Here is a 14,803-nt window from a genome sequence, read left to right on the forward strand (position 1 = left end):
ACAGGTTCTACTCAGGAACGGTGGATAGCGTGTCGGCCGTGGAACCGCGACCTCGACACTCGGCAACCAGGCACAGGCGTAGGCGTCAACCGCAGCGGTCGACGCTCTCGGTGGGGCGCAAGCTGGCGGCGGCGTCCCTGTCGACGACGATTCTGGTGGGCGTCGGAATCGGCTGGTACGTGCAGTCGGATCTCACGTCGGGGCTGTATCGATCGGACGCGCTCTCCGCCCTCGGTGACGACGCCGGCAGTTCGCTCGACGGGGATACCAACATCTTGTTGATCGGGCTCGACAGTCGTAAAGCGATGGACGGCAGCGACCTGCCGGCCGAGTTCGTCACCGACAAGCTGCATGCGGGGGACAGTGATGTGGGTGGATACAACACGAACACGCTTATCCTGCTCCATGTTCCGGGCGATGGCGGCAAGGCCAGTGCAGTGGCGATCCCACGCGACGACTACGTCGCGGTACCCGGCTACGGAATGGCCAAGATCAAGGAAGCGTACGGAATGGCGAAGGCTGATGCGGACGCCAAACTCATAGCGGACGGTGTGACGGATCCTGCTGCACGAGAACAACAAGCGCGTGAAGTCGGAAGACGGTCGACACTGACCACCGTGCAGAATCTGCTCAAGGTTCCGATCGATCACTTTGCCGAAGTGAACCTGATGGGCTTCTACGACGTCGTCTCGGCTATCGGCCCCGTTCAGGTGTGCCTCAACAATCCGGTGCAGGATGACTTCTCGGGCGCCAACTTCCCGGCCGGAGTTCAGACTCTCGATGCGTCACAGGCACTTTCGTTTGTCCGTCAACGCCACGGCCTGGACAACGGGGACTTGGATCGCACCCACCGGCAGCAGGCTTTCATCAGCGCGGTGATCGCCAACTTGAAGGGCTCCGGCGTCATCGGAAACATTCCGAAGATGACGGCACTGACCGACGTGGTGAAGAAGGACGTGGTGATCGATTCTGCCATGGATCCCGTCCGATTCGCTTCTCAGGCAAGCGCTCTCGCAGGTGGGAACATCGACTTCTACACCCTGCCCATCGAGGGATACGAGACCGTCGACGGCCAGGACGTCAACATGGTCGATCCGGCGCGTCTGCGTAGTGAAGTGTCGCGGATCTTCGCGGGAGGTGACTCGGCATCTGCACCTGCGATGGACACTGCTGTCTCGACCGGGAACGAAGTTGTGGACATCCGCAACGGAACCGCGACGGACGGGTTGGGCGCCGCGTTGGCAGCGGCGACGAAAGCGTCGGGAGTCGAAGTCGGAGAGGTGAGCACCGCAGTTGCGACGGCAAAGTCGGTGGTCAGCTATGGAGTCGGCGCCAAAGCCGTCGCAGAGGCGCTGGCCGAGCAGTTGGGCGTGGCCGCAGTGCCTAACGAGCAGGCAGCGGCCGAATCAGTGTCTGTACTGATCGGTGAGGACAATGCGCAGACCGTGTTCTCGGCCGCTCCGGCGCAGTCGGACTCGTCGGTATCCGCCGGCACCGTTCCCGATACGGGAGCGCAGGGATCACCCATCCGGGCCGACGCGAATGGCGGCATTCCCTGTGTGGACTGACTCTCAGGTAATTCGCACCAAACTCACGCTGACTTCTTCGATCTGCGGGTCTACATTGGAGAAGTCGAACTCAGTCGGGTACTTCACCTTTGGGGTACCTGACTGAGATTGCGTAGTTGAAAGGATCACCGACATGGCTACAACAGCAGCGGTACAGAATCCGACACGCTCACGTGCCAGGACCATGTCCTTGTCCGAGTACGTGGCCGAGCATCCGGCGCAGCGCGTTTTCCCACCGACCAGTGAGCGGGCGGCCAGGATGGCGATGCTCATCATGTTCGCCCTGATGGCCGTCACCCTCGTCGTACTGGTACTTGACGAGGCAGGAATTTTCGGATGAAGGCAGCGGTCTTCGGCTGAGCCGGACCTTTAGTTACTCTTGAGTAATGACTGAACAGAAGAGCTGGAATGCGTTCACCGTCGAGCGCGAAGACAACATCGCCCAGGTGACGCTGATCGGGCCGAGCAAGGGCAACGCGATGGGGCCGGATTTCTGGAGTGAACTCCCCGAAATCTTCGCCGACCTCGACGCCGACCCCGAGGTGCGTGCAATCGTCATCGCCGGTTCCGGCAAGCACTTCTCGTTCGGACTGGACCTGCCGGCGATGAGCGGTGAATTCGGTGCCGTCCTCGCGGACAAGGCTCAGGCAGGCCCGCGCACCAAGTTCCACGACATGATCAAGCGCATGCAGTCGGGCATCAATGCCGTCGCAGATTGCCGCAAGCCCGTCGTCGCAGCTGTGCAGGGCTGGTGCATCGGCGGCGGCGTCGACCTGATCACGGCGGCGGACATCCGCTACGCAAGTGCCGATGCCAAGTTCAGCATCCGCGAGGTCAAGGTCGCGATCGTCGCAGACATGGGCAGCCTCGCGCGTCTGCCCGCGATCATCGGCGACGGACACCTGCGTGAGTTGGCTCTGACCGGCAAGGACATCGACGCAGCGCGCGCCGAGAAGATCGGCCTCGTCAACGACGTTTTCGAAGATGCCGACGCGGTACTGGCAGCGGCGCGCGCGACCGCCAAGGAGATTGCGCTCAACCCGCCGCTCGTCGTCCACGGGATCAAGGACGTGCTCGATCACACCCGCAGCGCGAGCGTGAACGACAGCCTTCGCTACGTCGCAGCCTGGAACGCGGCGTTCCTGCCTTCGCAGGATCTGACCGAGGCCATCACCGCCGTCTTCCAGAAGCGCCCGCCAGTCTTCCAGGGTGAGTAGGAACTGCAAGGGTGAGTAGGAACTGCAAGAGCGAGTAAAAACAGCACAAAAATCCCCGCACATCTTCCGATGTGCGGGGATTTTCGTTAGGCCTGAGAACTCGAGCTCAGTGACCGCCGTTGGCAGCGAGACGCTTGATCGAAGCCTCGATCTCGGCCTCTGCCTCGGCGCGGCCGACCCAGTTGGCTGCCTCGACGTGCTTGTTCGGCTCGAGGTCCTTGTAGTGGACGAAAAAGTGCTTGATCGCATCGAGCTCGAACTGTGAGATGTCACCCAGATCCTGGATGTGATCCCAGCGGGGGTCACCGGCCGGAACGCAGAGGACCTTGTCGTCTCCGCCGGCCTCGTCGACCATCTTGAACATCGCGACTGCGCGAGCCTCGACGATGACGCCGGGGAAGACCGACTCGGGGAGCAGGACCATGGCGTCGAGCGGATCGCCGTCCTCACCCAGGGTGTTTTCGATGAAGCCGTAGTCGGCCGGGTAGCCGAAAGCTGTGTAGAGGTAGCGATCGAGTTTGACGCGACCGGTTACGTGGTCGACCTCGTACTTGTTGCGCTGACCCTTGGGGATCTCGATGGTGACGTCGAACTCCACGCCGATTCCTCGCTGTCGTGTCGGTAATGATTCGTCGGAAGGATATCGGGTCAAGGATAAGGTTGCCTGACCACCCAGTAGGCAGAGCACAGACGGAGGGGCGTTGGCGGGCCAAGGAAAGAAGAAGATCGGCTCGTTGGAAGAGAGTCGACGGCGTAACTTCCGCATCCTTCTGGCGGTCGGTGCAGTGGTTGTACTGGCCGTCGCCGGAGTTGTCGTCGTGAAACTCGGTACGTCGAACGACACCGCGGGCAGCGCGACCGTGACTACGTCGCCGCAGCCTGCGCTCGTGACGCCGTCACCTCAGGTGGTGCCCGTCCCGACGGACGCACCGATCCCGAGCGCGGCGGGAATCGCCGCGGCGATCGGCCCGGCTGTGGCCAACCCGGATCTGGGGAAGTTCACCGGAGTTGTCGCTGATGCACTCACCGGAAACATTCTGTGGAGCGCAGACCCGTCGACGCCGATGACGCCTGCGTCCACGACGAAGGTGCTGACCGCATCGGCGGCACTGCTGAAGTTGCCGCTCGACCACCGGCTGTCCACGACGGTGGTTCCCGGAGCGAGCCCCGGGCAGGTCGTTCTGGTCGGCGGTGGTGACCCGACGCTGACGGCCACGCCGAAGGGGCAGAGCGGGTATTACGCCAATGCTGCTCACATCGCGGATCTCGTCGACCAGATCAAGGCTGCCGGTACGCCGGTGACCAGCGTCGTGGTGGACTCGAGCTTGTTCAAGGGCGACAACATGGCCACCGGCTGGTTCCCCGCGGACATCGCGGCCGGCTACATCACCCCGATCGAATCGGTGATGATCGAAGGTGGTCGGTACGACGGCACTCAAGACGAGTCGCCGCGTTCGGAAACGCCCGCGTTGGACGCGGGCAAGGTCCTCGCTCAGGCCCTCGGTGTCGATCCCGCCAACGTGAGTCTCGGCGCGGCGCCTGCCGGTGCCAAGCCGATCGCCACCGTGCAGTCGGCGCCGCTGAGCGACCGGCTGCTGCAGATGATGGAACATTCCGACAACGTGCTCGCCGAGACCATCGGGCGTGAGGTCGCGATTGCCTCCGGAATCGAAGCCTCGTTCACCGGAGCAGTCGACGCGACCGGCAAGACCCTGCAGGCGGCCGGGTTCGACTACACCGGTGTATCGCTGCACGATTCCAGCGGACTGTCCGTCGACGATCTCATTCCCGCTCAGGTACTCGATCGCGTCATGACGGCTGCGGCCGGTGACGGTGATCCGAAACTGCGTCCGCTGCTGGACTACCTTCCGGTGGCCGGCGGAACAGGAAGTTTGTCCGACCGCTACGCGTCCGGAAACCGAACCGGTGCGGGTTGGGTGCGAGCCAAGACGGGAACTCTCTCAACGGCCAGCGCGTTGTCAGGGTTCGTGGTCGATCAGAACGGGCGAGTGCTCACCTTCGCACTGATGTCCAATGACCGGCCGCCAGAAGTGAGCCGTCCTGCCCTGGACGCGATTGCCGGAGCATTGAGGAATTGCGGGTGCCAATAGTGGCCGAAAAGACTCCACAAGATGATGAAGCCTCGGCTCCGCTCGGTGGTGCCGTCGACTGGAGTCTTGCCGCCAAAGCCGGGATAAAACTGGCGCGCGGCGGCCCCGCGATGTCTCGCTACACGGCCGAGACGGCAACCGCAGAACTCGCCGAAGCGTCCGAGCGCGCAGAACTGCCGGTTCGTGAAGTGACCGGGCTGGCCGACGGTCTACCGGTCCCGGCTGCTGACGTGCTTGACCGGGCCGGGTGGATCACGGCGGCCTCGCGGTCGATGGCACATCTCACCGGCGCCGACCCTGACGGCAGTGGCAATCTCATCGTCGGAAAGCCGGCGGGCTTGCAGGCCGGTGCAATGCTGGCGTACCTGTCTTCGGCGATCCTCGGGCAGTACGACCCGTTCACCGGCGAGCACGGCACCCTGCTTCTGGTCACACCGAACATCGTCTCCGTCGAACGGTCCCTTCGGCTGAACCCGAGTGACTTCCGGTTGTGGGTCTGCCTGCACGAGGTCACGCACCGGGTTCAGTTCTCGTCCTCGCCGTGGCTAGCGGAGTACATGAAGGAATCCGTCGAAACGCTCGGTGCGACGGTGGACGAGTCGATGACCGACGTTGTCGGGCGCCTTGCTGCAGAGCTGCGCTCGCGGAAGGAACCCGACTCCAGTGACGGTGCGACGGCGGGCGGGATCATCGGCCTGCTGCGCGCCTCGCAGGCGGAACCTCAGCGTGACGCGCTGGATCGGATGCTTGTACTCGGCACCCTCCTCGAAGGGCATGCAGACCACGTGATGGACGCCGTCGGCCCCGCCGTGGTGCCGTCGGTGGCAACGATCCGCGCGGCCTTCGACAAGCGTCGGCAGCGCAAGTCCAACCCCGTGCAGCGGATCATCAAGATGCTTCTCGGCATGGACGCCAAGATGGCGCAGTACGTGCGCGGCAAGGCCTTCGTCGACGCGGTGGTTCTCAAGGTCGGCATGGAGCAGTTCAACACCATCTGGACCGGGCCCGAGACCTTGCCGTTGCTCGACGAGATCGACAATCCCGACGCGTGGGTAAAGCGCGTTCTCGGCTAGATGCTGCTGCCTGAGACGCCCGCCCTCCTGGCGCTGCGACAGGCCGTGCGGGCGTGGACGCTCGCATTCGAGCCACGACGCCGCGTGGTCGTCGCCCTGTCCGGGGGAGCCGATTCGCTGGCGCTCACCGCAGCAGCCGTGGCGGAAACCGGATCGGTCGACGCATTGATCGTGGACCATCGCCTGCAAGTCGGTTCCGATGCCGTCGCACGCTCGGCCGCAGACCAGGCGCTGGCGCTGGGTTGCCGGACCGCGACGGTCCTGACCGTCGACGTAGCCGAAGGTGGGAGTCTCGAGGCCGCTGCGCGTGAGGCTCGGTACAACGCCCTGCGCGGCGCCAGAACTGACCTCCCGGTTCTACTCGGACACACGCTCGACGATCAGGCCGAGACCGTGCTTCTCGGACTCTCCCGCGGGTCCGGTGGGCGATCGATTCAAGGTATGACGGCATTCGACGCTCCCTGGGGACGGCCGCTACTCGGCATCCGGCGATCGGTGACCAGGGCGGCCTGCGTCGACCTGGAAATCACGCCGTGGGAGGACCCGCACAACAACAATCCCGAGTTCACTCGCGTACGTCTGCGGCACGAGGCGTTGCCGCTGCTCGAAGAAATTCTCGGCGGGGGAGTTCCCGAAGCATTGGCCCGAACCGCGACGCAGTTGCGTGAGGACGGTGAGGCGCTCGACGAGTACGCCGAGGCCCTACTCCTACGGGTTGTTGTCGACGGGGAAGTGGAAGTGGACACACTTGCCGAAGCGCCCACCGCAATCCGTCGACGCGCTCTGCGCGCCTGGCTGCTGCAGGGCGGCGCAAAAGCATTGACGGACAAACAGTTACGCGCAGTCGACGCCCTGGTGACCGACTGGCGGGGGCAAGGCGGCGTCGCGATCGGCGGCGGAACACCGGAGGCGAGGTTGGTGGCGGCCCGGCGACGTGGCAGGCTGATCCTCGGATTCGAAGACCGACGAAGGGTTTGACGCGTGTACGAGGGCGACATCGCATCGGTACTGATCTCCGAAGAACAGATCCGTGCACGAACGGCGGAACTGGCTGAGGACATCGCCAAGCGTTACCCGGCAGGCGCCCCCGAAGGGGATCTCCTGCTGATCGGCGTCCTCAAGGGAGCGGTCTTCTTCATGACCGACTTCGCCCGCGCGCTGCCGATCCCGTCGCAGATGGAATTCATGGCCGTGAGCTCCTACGGATCCTCGACCTCGTCTTCGGGCGTCGTCCGCATCCTCAAGGACCTCGACAAGGACATCGCCGGTCGCCACGTGCTGATCGTCGAGGACATCATCGACTCCGGTCTCACGCTGTCGTGGCTGATGCGCAACCTCAAGACACGTAATCCCGCTTCGCTCGAGGTCGTCACTCTGCTCCGCAAGCCGGACGCGGTCAAGATCGACGTCGACGTCCGCGACGTGGGCTTCGACATCCCCAACGAGTTCGTCGTAGGTTACGGCCTCGACTACGCCGAGCGGTACCGCGATCTGCCGTACATCGGCACCCTGGACCCCGAGGTCTACGGCGGCTGAGCCTGCTCGCCGGTTAGAACTCTTCACATTTCGGCACCTCTGCATCAGTCCGCCGAACGGACGACAGACAGGTCTCCGAGGCGTCGCTAGATTCACGGAATGCGCTATCGACGGCTTATTCGGTGACCCTTCCGCCACCACCGCCACCGCCACCACCGCCCCCGCCTGGTGGGGAGCAGCAGTACTGGAGTGCCCAACCGCAGGGCGTTCTGTACCAACCTCCGACCACAAACGGCCTCGCAATTGCCGCCCTGGTCGGGGCGCTCGTGCTGGCGCCGGTCGGCATTGTGCTCGGCCACATTTCGCTCGCGCAGATCAAACGAACCGGTGAGCAGGGGCGAGGACTTGCAATCGCCGGTCTGGTCATCGGCTACATCTTCACCGCGCTTCTGGTGCTGTCGATCGTGTGGATGTTTCTCATTGCCAATGCAGTCACCCGCGCGTTCGACGACTACGACAGCGCGTCTTCTCTCTACTACACATCTGAATCGTCGAGTACGACTTATCCGACGTATGCGACCACCACATCCCGGACGGTGGCGCCGACGTACAGCGGAAGCGACACGGCGTCGGTCATCGCCAATGCCTCGGTAGGTGACTGCGTCGTACGAAGGCTCGGGGCAGACAAGGGCGACGGGACCAGCGAGACATACGTCAGTCCGGTCTCATGCAGCTCGAGCAGCGCCACTCACCGGGTAGTCAGCCGCGGCACGTCCACATCTTCGTGCACCGCCGATTGGGTTCGCAAAGAGAGTCCTGTCGTAGTGCTTTGCCTAGCGGACGAATGATCGACAGAGGGAGACACAACCGATGACGTTGCCGCCCCCGCCCCCGCCCCCACCTCCCCCACCACCCCCACCTTCACCACCGCAGGCTCTGGTTGCCGGACATCCTCCGCCCTCTCGATCTCGTGGCCGAGGATGGATTGTTGCCGTTGCAGCCCTTACCGCCGTCGCGGCCCTCGCCGCAGGCGCCGTCACCGTTGTCACGATTCTCCGGTCGGGAGACACCGATGGACCGGTGGCAGGCCAGCTGGTCAACACTTACCCGACGCAGCCGACGCCAGGGTGGTCGTTGGACGTTGACGAGGTTCTGCCGGGCGGAAGATTTCTGTGGCCGGATTCGCTCGGTGCGAGCTATGGAACGGCGAGATTCATCGACGTGGGACAGACTCTGATAACTACGGTCGGTCCACAGCAGGGCCAGCAGTCCCAACTTGTTGCAGTCGACGCCGAGAGCGGATCCATTCGGTGGCAAACGCCGGTCGCCGGCACGGTGTCGTGTGCGACCACCGCGATCGATGCAGCCCTACCTTGTGTCGTCAGGAACCCTGGTGGAACAGCTCGAGTCGTTTCCTTCTCGCTCGACTCGGGGGCGATTCGTTCGAGTGTCGACACCGATACGGCCACCTTGGTCGAGGTTTCCGACGGAGCGGTCTTCACTGTCGGCGGTAGCCAGTCCGGGCTGGTGATTTCGCGCGGAACCCCCACTGACCTCGATGCGGCGTGGACAACGACAACTCCACCGGAAACCGACTGCGTCGGATCCGGCGATTCGCATTCGTTCGAGATCGTCGACGGCATCGTCTATTACTCGAGCATCGGATCTACGGCGCTCAACGCGGTCGATGGCGCACTGCTTTCGAATCCGAATCTGGGTGGCTACGAGGCACTTCCAGGACAAGGTTTTGCCGGCGTCCTCTGTGCGATGCCATTTGCGTCGGACGGATACTCCAGCATCGTGTCCGACCGTGACGGTGCCGAGAGATTTAGAGTTGACGAAGACGCACCGGCATCACCGTGGCTTGTCTCGGCATCGAAATCTCGTCCGTACATCGGCTCGCACGGTGCCTACGACATGAACGACGGCACCGAGCTGTGGTCGGTCATCGGCGGAGACCACTTCTCGCTACGCCGGATCGTCGGCGACATCGTGTTGGGCAACGACTCGGACACGCTCTCGGCCTACCGAATCGACACCGGGGAACAGTTGTGGTCGACCAAGATCGGCGACTACTTCTCTTACTCGGTCTCGGACGGTGAGCGAATTCTCGTCCATCCTAACGACGGCAGGGTGCTCGCCGTCGAACTCGACGACGGCTCTGTCAGTTGGTCCCTCGATTCCCACACCAACCACTGGTCTTGGTCGAAGGCCCACGACGGACTCGCCTCGATCTCCAATGACAGATTCCTCTACTACCCACCGACCGGCGGACCGTCAGGAGCACCGGGCAGGCTGCCCGCTGTCCCTGAATTCGACGGAGGCAACGAGTACGTCACGAAATGCGGCCGGACACCGACCCTGACGCCGGTTGAATACCGCACGCAGGCAGAGGGTCTCGTCGTTCTAATGGAAATGAAAGCATCATGTCCCGGCGGAGACATCGTCTCCACCGACGCGCTTCGTGTATCGATCACCGACACCGGCCAGAGCGTTGCATCGGCGGTGTTCGACTTCTCCGATGCGCCGATCTATCTTCCCCGAACCGATGGGACGAACACGACGAACTCGATCCATCGCGAGTTCCTGTACGACCTCGGTAGCTTCTGGAGGCTGCCGAACACTCTCGGTGAGTCTTCGAGTCTGACCAATTCGAGAGCGTCAGGTGCTCAACTCGTCGAATGCGAGGACGACGGGACGAGTGATACCAGCCTGACATCCGGGCCGGCATCGCGAAGTGACACCAATACGCCGATCCGACCCACACGTAGCGCGCAGCCGACAACGGGCGACGTCGAATCTGCGAGTCTCGAAGCCCTCCGGGCTCAGGCCGACGCCGATCGCCCCTTTGTGATCGGTGACCTCGCGAATAGGTGGGTGGCTCAGATCTCCTCCAAGCGGGTCGGACTCGATGCGGCGGATATCAATGGCGCTCAGGTGCATTGGACTGCTGCCCAGATCCTGCGACAGCATCTCGAACTTCGTCTCATGTATCCGGAGGTGCGTCTGCTCTGGAGTGACGAATGGCGGACCTTCGATCTCCGGGGTTGGTGGATAACCGTCGCAGGCTTGACGTTTGCGGATGCGGATGCGGCCAACGGGTGGTGCGATTCGAAGCGGATTGCCAACGATCAATGCTTCGCCAAGATCGTCAGTAACGATCGCGATTCGTCGGGGACCACCAAATATCGGCGATAGTGCCTGACCCGTTCGGCGCACTTCCCACATCTGAGGAGCTTGGCGAATGACCGAAGACAACTCGCGTCAACCCGGTGAACCATCAATAAGCAGTTCGCCCCAGTCGCACGGCATGTATCCACCGCCACAGAGCTATTCACCGACGCGATCTGCGTTCGTGGATATTCGGATCGGTGACTACACCCGCGACGGGACAGCCGCGGCACTGCTGTTCGTGTCGCTCTTCTTACCGTGGAGTGCGACCGTCGGAATAGCCCGCGTCGGTTCGAGTGCTCTTGTGCTGCTTCTGGTTCTGCCGACACTGCTGTCGCTGGCGTCGCTGTTACTGCCGTACGTGGCGCGACTCGGAATGCTCGGGCCGAATTGGAATGTCGGGCAGATACGTGTGCTGCGTCTGGTGGCCAACGGACCCCTCATTGCCACTGTTGGGGGTCTTGTCGTCTACGACGTCATTCGTGGAATGTTCCGATTCAGTGAGAGTTCGAGTATTTTCACCGGCAACGGGGTTGGCGCTGGAGCGTGGTTCGGGCTTGCCGGCGCCCTGCTCGCAGCTCAACCGCGCGCGGCCGAAATTCGCATCGACCCTCGAACCGCGCCGCGATGGTTGGCGTTGGTGAAGCCGCTTGTGTTTGTGGCTTGGGGGTCGTCAGTGGCCTCGGCGCTACTCGCGCTGATCTACATCCTGGTCTCCGTCAGTCGCTACCGATATTACGACGGGCCGCAGACATTCGAGAGCCTGATCGTTCTCTTCGTGTCGTCGGCCGTTCCGATCGTCGTGGTGGGTGTTGCGGCAGTCGGTCTCGCCAGACGGTTTGCGTCCTGGCGCCTCACCATCGCCGCGCTCGGCATCGCTCTCCTCGCAGCCGGATTACTCCACTCGATCAGCGAGGGCACAAGTGTCGAGCTGTTCCACACGGTCACGGCTAGTCCCTACTACGGCATCACGTTCTTGATTGCCGCAGCCGCAATTACATTCATTCCATTCGGTGTTGCGTCCGTCGGCGACGGGACGCACCCCGGATACGTCTGGCTCGCAGCGGCACGAAACGGCATGCTGTTGATCGCGGTGTGGAGCTTCGGTGTTGGATTCTCTCAGATCGCAATGGCAGCAACGCAATTTGGCATCGTGCCGTGGGGAGATGCGTTAGTGCTCGCTGTTCTCGCGATACTCTTCGGGATTCTTGCCGTTGTCGGAGTCAGATCACTGTCGCTTCGGTATTTTTCGCTCGACCCTCGCCCGTCACGCGAGGTCGGTCTCGGAGTCTGTCTCGGCTTGCTCGTCCTGATGATCGCTCGTCTCGTGGTGCAGTCGGCCATGTATGGCGAAATATATTACAGTGCATGGATATTCGATCTCGCCATGGCGATGCTGGTGGTTCTGGTCGCTCTCGCTCTCACAGTCTCACCGGCTGTTCGGAATTTGTATGCGGGGGTGCAACTGTTCGCGTCGGCCACCACGGTTACAGCTGCGGTACCGAATCTCGGACAGCCCGTTCGGCCTTCGGGGCGTGCTCTCGAGGCTGCGGATCCGCGGACTCCGGCGGCGGTGCTGTTTGAGATTGCGTCGAGTTCGCCGGAGTTGCGGCCGGCGATTGCTGCGAATCCGTCGACGTACGACGATCTTGTGACGTGGCTCGAAGCGCTGGGTGATCCGGCTGTGGATGTGGCGTTGGACCGAAGGGCTGCTGGGCAATTCGGTCTACCTGAACCTGAACCTGAACCTGAACCTGAACCTGGCCGTGTGCCCGTGCCCGTGCCCGTGCCTGCGCCGGTGCCCGTGCCCGTGCAGTCTTCGAGACGTGCTCTCGAGGCTGCAGATCCGCGGACTCCGGCGGCGGTGCTGTTTGAGATTGCGTCGAGTTCGCCGGAGTTGCGGCCGGCGATTGCTGCGAATCCGTCGACGTACGACGATCTTGTGACGTGGCTCGAAGCGCTGGGTGATCCGGCTGTGGATGCAGCTTTGGACCGAAGGGCTGCCGGGCAATTCGGTCTACTCGGATCCGAACCCGAACCTGCGACCGAGACGTTCATTTCGAGCGGACCGGAGTCCAGCTCCAGCGGCGAAATTGTGCAACCGTTCGCACCGCGATCGGCTGTGCCGCAATTTGCCGTGCCGCCACCGGACCCGGGGTATGGGCCGACCGGCGTTCCACTCCGGCCTGGTGGGTTTCGGCCGGCCGGAGCCGGGATACGAGTTGCCGCGCGGTTCATCGATTTTGCCATTCTCGCAGTTGTGTCGGTCGTCGGCGGAATGATCTCCACCGCGACGCTCGGAAACGGATTCGACTTCGATTCCTACCGGACAAGTTCGGGTCTGATTGGCCTGCTGATCGGGATCGGTTCGATCGTGTACTTCGTATGGGGAGAGTCGGCATTCGGGGTAACCCTGGGCAAACTCGCCCTCGGAATAGGCGTTCGCTCGGTAGGAGGTGCGCGTCCGGCCCTGGCGCAGTCCTTCAAACGGAATGCATTCGTGATCCCCATGTACCTCGGATCGGCTGTTTCGGCGTTGGCCATGCTCGGTAGTGGTGACGAGCTCGTCGGCATGCTGAATTCGATGTCGTTGGGCAGTGTCGCGAGCATTCTCGGTTCTCTGGTAACAGTCGCTATTTCGATCGCGATCATCGTTTCGATCAGTAGCGCACGGGACGTACGCGGCTTCCACGATCGGATGGCTGATGCCGTCGTCGTGGTCACCAGGCAGTGAGCGAGCACGCTTCGAGTGAAACAAGCACACCTTCAGGGCGTCAGCAGCTTCTTCTGGACTTTGCCCATAGCGTTGCGGGGCAAGCTGTCCACCAGACAAACCTGGCGTGGGCGCTTGTGGATCGACAGTGATTCGGCGACGAAGTCCGAAACCACAGCGCAGTCGGCTACGTCCCCGACGATGAAGGCGACTATGCGCTGGCCGAGATCGTCGTCCGGCATACCGACGACGGCGGCCTCGCGAACGCCGGGGTATGCCAGAAGTGCCTGTTCCACCTCGCCTGCACCGATGCGGTATCCACCGGACTTGATCATGTCGACCGACTCGCGACCTACGATGCGGTGGAATCCGCTGTCGTCGATCACCGCGATGTCGCCGGTGCGGAACCAGCCGTCTTCGGTCATGGATTCCGCTGTCTTCGAGGGGTTCCCGAGGTACTCGTCGAAGAGAACGGCGCCCGCAACTTCCAGTTGCCCAAGCTGCTCTCCGTCGTGCGCCGACAGTTCGCCGTTCTCGCCGCGCAACCTCGTCCTGACTCCCGGAACGGCGTGCCCGACCCAACCCGGGCGACGTTCGCCGTCGTGCGTCGTGCTGACGGTGATGAGGGTTTCACTCATTCCGTAGCGCTCGACGGGAGCCAACCCGGTCAGCGATTTCATCCGCTCGAACAATGGAACCGGAAGTGGTGCACTTCCGGACACGAGCAAGCGCGCGGATCGCAATGCTGCTGCCGCCGAGGGATCACCGCACACGCGTGACCAGACGGTCGGAACACCGAAGTACAACGAGCCACCCGCTGCGGCATACGAATCCGGAGTTGGTCTGACGGTATGAATCAGCGGCGAACCCACGCGCAAGGCGCCCAACACGCCGAGAATCAACCCGTGGACGTGGAAGAGGGGCAGTCCGTGGACGAGTGTGTCCTCTGGCGTCCAATTCCACACATGAGCGAGCGCGTCGAGATCCGCTGCGATCGATGCTCGCGAGAGGACAACGCCTTTCGGAGCTCCGGTGGTTCCCGAGGTGTACATGATCAGTGCAGTAGCTGCCGCACTCGGTTCGGGATAGGACGTCGCGGATCGCGCGTGAATATCGATGGGAATCAACGGGATACTCGAATCCGTCGGCCCTTCTCCGAGTATCAGTTCGGCCTTGGAATCGGCGATGATGTGCTGACGTTCGAGCGGGCCGGAGTCGGGCGGGATCGGGACCACGGCAACACCGGCGATCAGTGCGCCGGCGACGGCGACCACTGTCTCGAGGCCGGCGGCGGCTTGTACTGCCACTCGCTGTGCACCATGGATTCGATCGGCGACCGCGGTGGCGGCGGCAAACAAGTCGGCGCGAGAGAGGGTTGCGCCTTCGCCGAAACTGACCGCCGCTCCGTGATCGTCGAAGATGCGGGGGTCGAGGGAGCGCAGAAGTGTGGATTCGCTGTTCATCGCGAGTTCCC

General features: G+C 63.0%; 12 protein-coding genes. 10 read left to right on the forward strand and 2 right to left on the reverse strand.

From position 1 onward, the window contains the following. Positions 1-38: 38 nt before the first annotated feature. The 3 genes from M0639_RS03270 to M0639_RS03280 all read left to right on the forward strand — a co-directional run bounded on the left by M0639_RS03270 (position 39) and on the right by M0639_RS03280 (position 2,785). Positions 39-1,568, forward strand: coding sequence for an LCP family protein (locus tag M0639_RS03270; protein ID WP_231915144.1), 1,530 nt, complete (start codon positions 39-41; stop codon positions 1,566-1,568). Between the two features lie 133 nt (positions 1,569-1,701). Next, positions 1,702-1,908 carry a hypothetical protein gene (locus M0639_RS03275; protein ID WP_124568973.1) on the forward strand — a complete coding sequence of 69 codons (207 nt, stop codon included), beginning with the start codon at positions 1,702-1,704 and terminating at the stop codon, positions 1,906-1,908. A 46-nt stretch (positions 1,909-1,954) separates the two neighbouring features. Next, entirely contained in the window at positions 1,955-2,785 is an 831-nt protein-coding gene (locus tag M0639_RS03280; protein WP_007727023.1) for a crotonase/enoyl-CoA hydratase family protein, read from the forward strand. Between the two features lie 106 nt (positions 2,786-2,891). Here the strand turns inward: M0639_RS03280 and M0639_RS03285 are convergent, their stop codons facing one another. Further along, positions 2,892-3,383, reverse strand: a complete 492-nt coding sequence (locus M0639_RS03285) for an inorganic diphosphatase (protein WP_003941181.1) — start codon at positions 3,381-3,383, stop codon at positions 2,892-2,894. A 103-nt stretch (positions 3,384-3,486) separates the two neighbouring features. Here M0639_RS03285 and dacB point away from each other — a divergent pair, with 103 nt between their 5' ends. From dacB to M0639_RS03320, 7 genes are all read left to right on the forward strand, one after another. Then, positions 3,487-4,896 (forward strand): D-alanyl-D-alanine carboxypeptidase/D-alanyl-D-alanine endopeptidase, encoded by a 1,410-nt coding sequence (gene dacB / locus M0639_RS03290; protein ID WP_058227233.1) that lies wholly within the window; start codon positions 3,487-3,489, stop codon positions 4,894-4,896. Continuing rightward, entirely contained in the window at positions 4,896-5,969 is a 1,074-nt protein-coding gene (locus tag M0639_RS03295; protein WP_047269664.1) for a zinc-dependent metalloprotease, read from the forward strand. The genes dacB and M0639_RS03295 overlap by 1 nt, the downstream gene beginning before the upstream one ends. Next, the gene (gene tilS, locus M0639_RS03300) at positions 5,970-6,947 is read left to right on the forward strand and encodes a tRNA lysidine(34) synthetase TilS (protein ID WP_064075733.1); all 978 of its coding nucleotides are present in this window, start codon (positions 5,970-5,972) and stop codon (positions 6,945-6,947) included. Between the two features lie 3 nt (positions 6,948-6,950). Continuing rightward, positions 6,951-7,505 (forward strand): hypoxanthine phosphoribosyltransferase, encoded by a 555-nt coding sequence (hpt, locus tag M0639_RS03305; protein WP_003941159.1) that lies wholly within the window; start codon positions 6,951-6,953, stop codon positions 7,503-7,505. A gap of 122 nt (positions 7,506-7,627) precedes the next feature. Further along, on the forward strand, positions 7,628-8,293 hold the full coding sequence (locus M0639_RS03310; RefSeq protein ID WP_020968343.1) for a DUF4190 domain-containing protein: 666 nt from the start codon (positions 7,628-7,630) through the stop codon (positions 8,291-8,293). Between the two features lie 22 nt (positions 8,294-8,315). Continuing rightward, positions 8,316-10,643 (forward strand): outer membrane protein assembly factor BamB family protein, encoded by a 2,328-nt coding sequence (locus M0639_RS03315; protein WP_248671222.1) that lies wholly within the window; start codon positions 8,316-8,318, stop codon positions 10,641-10,643. A 46-nt stretch (positions 10,644-10,689) separates the two neighbouring features. Further along, positions 10,690-13,350, forward strand: a complete 2,661-nt coding sequence (locus M0639_RS03320; protein WP_156525073.1) for a DUF7937 domain-containing protein — start codon at positions 10,690-10,692, stop codon at positions 13,348-13,350. Between the two features lie 32 nt (positions 13,351-13,382). Here the strand turns inward: M0639_RS03320 and M0639_RS03325 are convergent, their stop codons facing one another. Further along, positions 13,383-14,792: an acyl-CoA synthetase gene (locus tag M0639_RS03325; RefSeq protein ID WP_064075114.1), complete on the reverse strand. Its 1,410-nt coding sequence runs from the start codon at positions 14,790-14,792 to the stop codon at positions 13,383-13,385. Positions 14,793-14,803 lie beyond the last annotated feature (11 nt).

This window comes from Rhodococcus qingshengii JCM 15477, assembly GCF_023221595.1.
GTDB lineage: Bacteria > Actinomycetota > Actinomycetes > Mycobacteriales > Mycobacteriaceae > Rhodococcus_F > Rhodococcus_F qingshengii.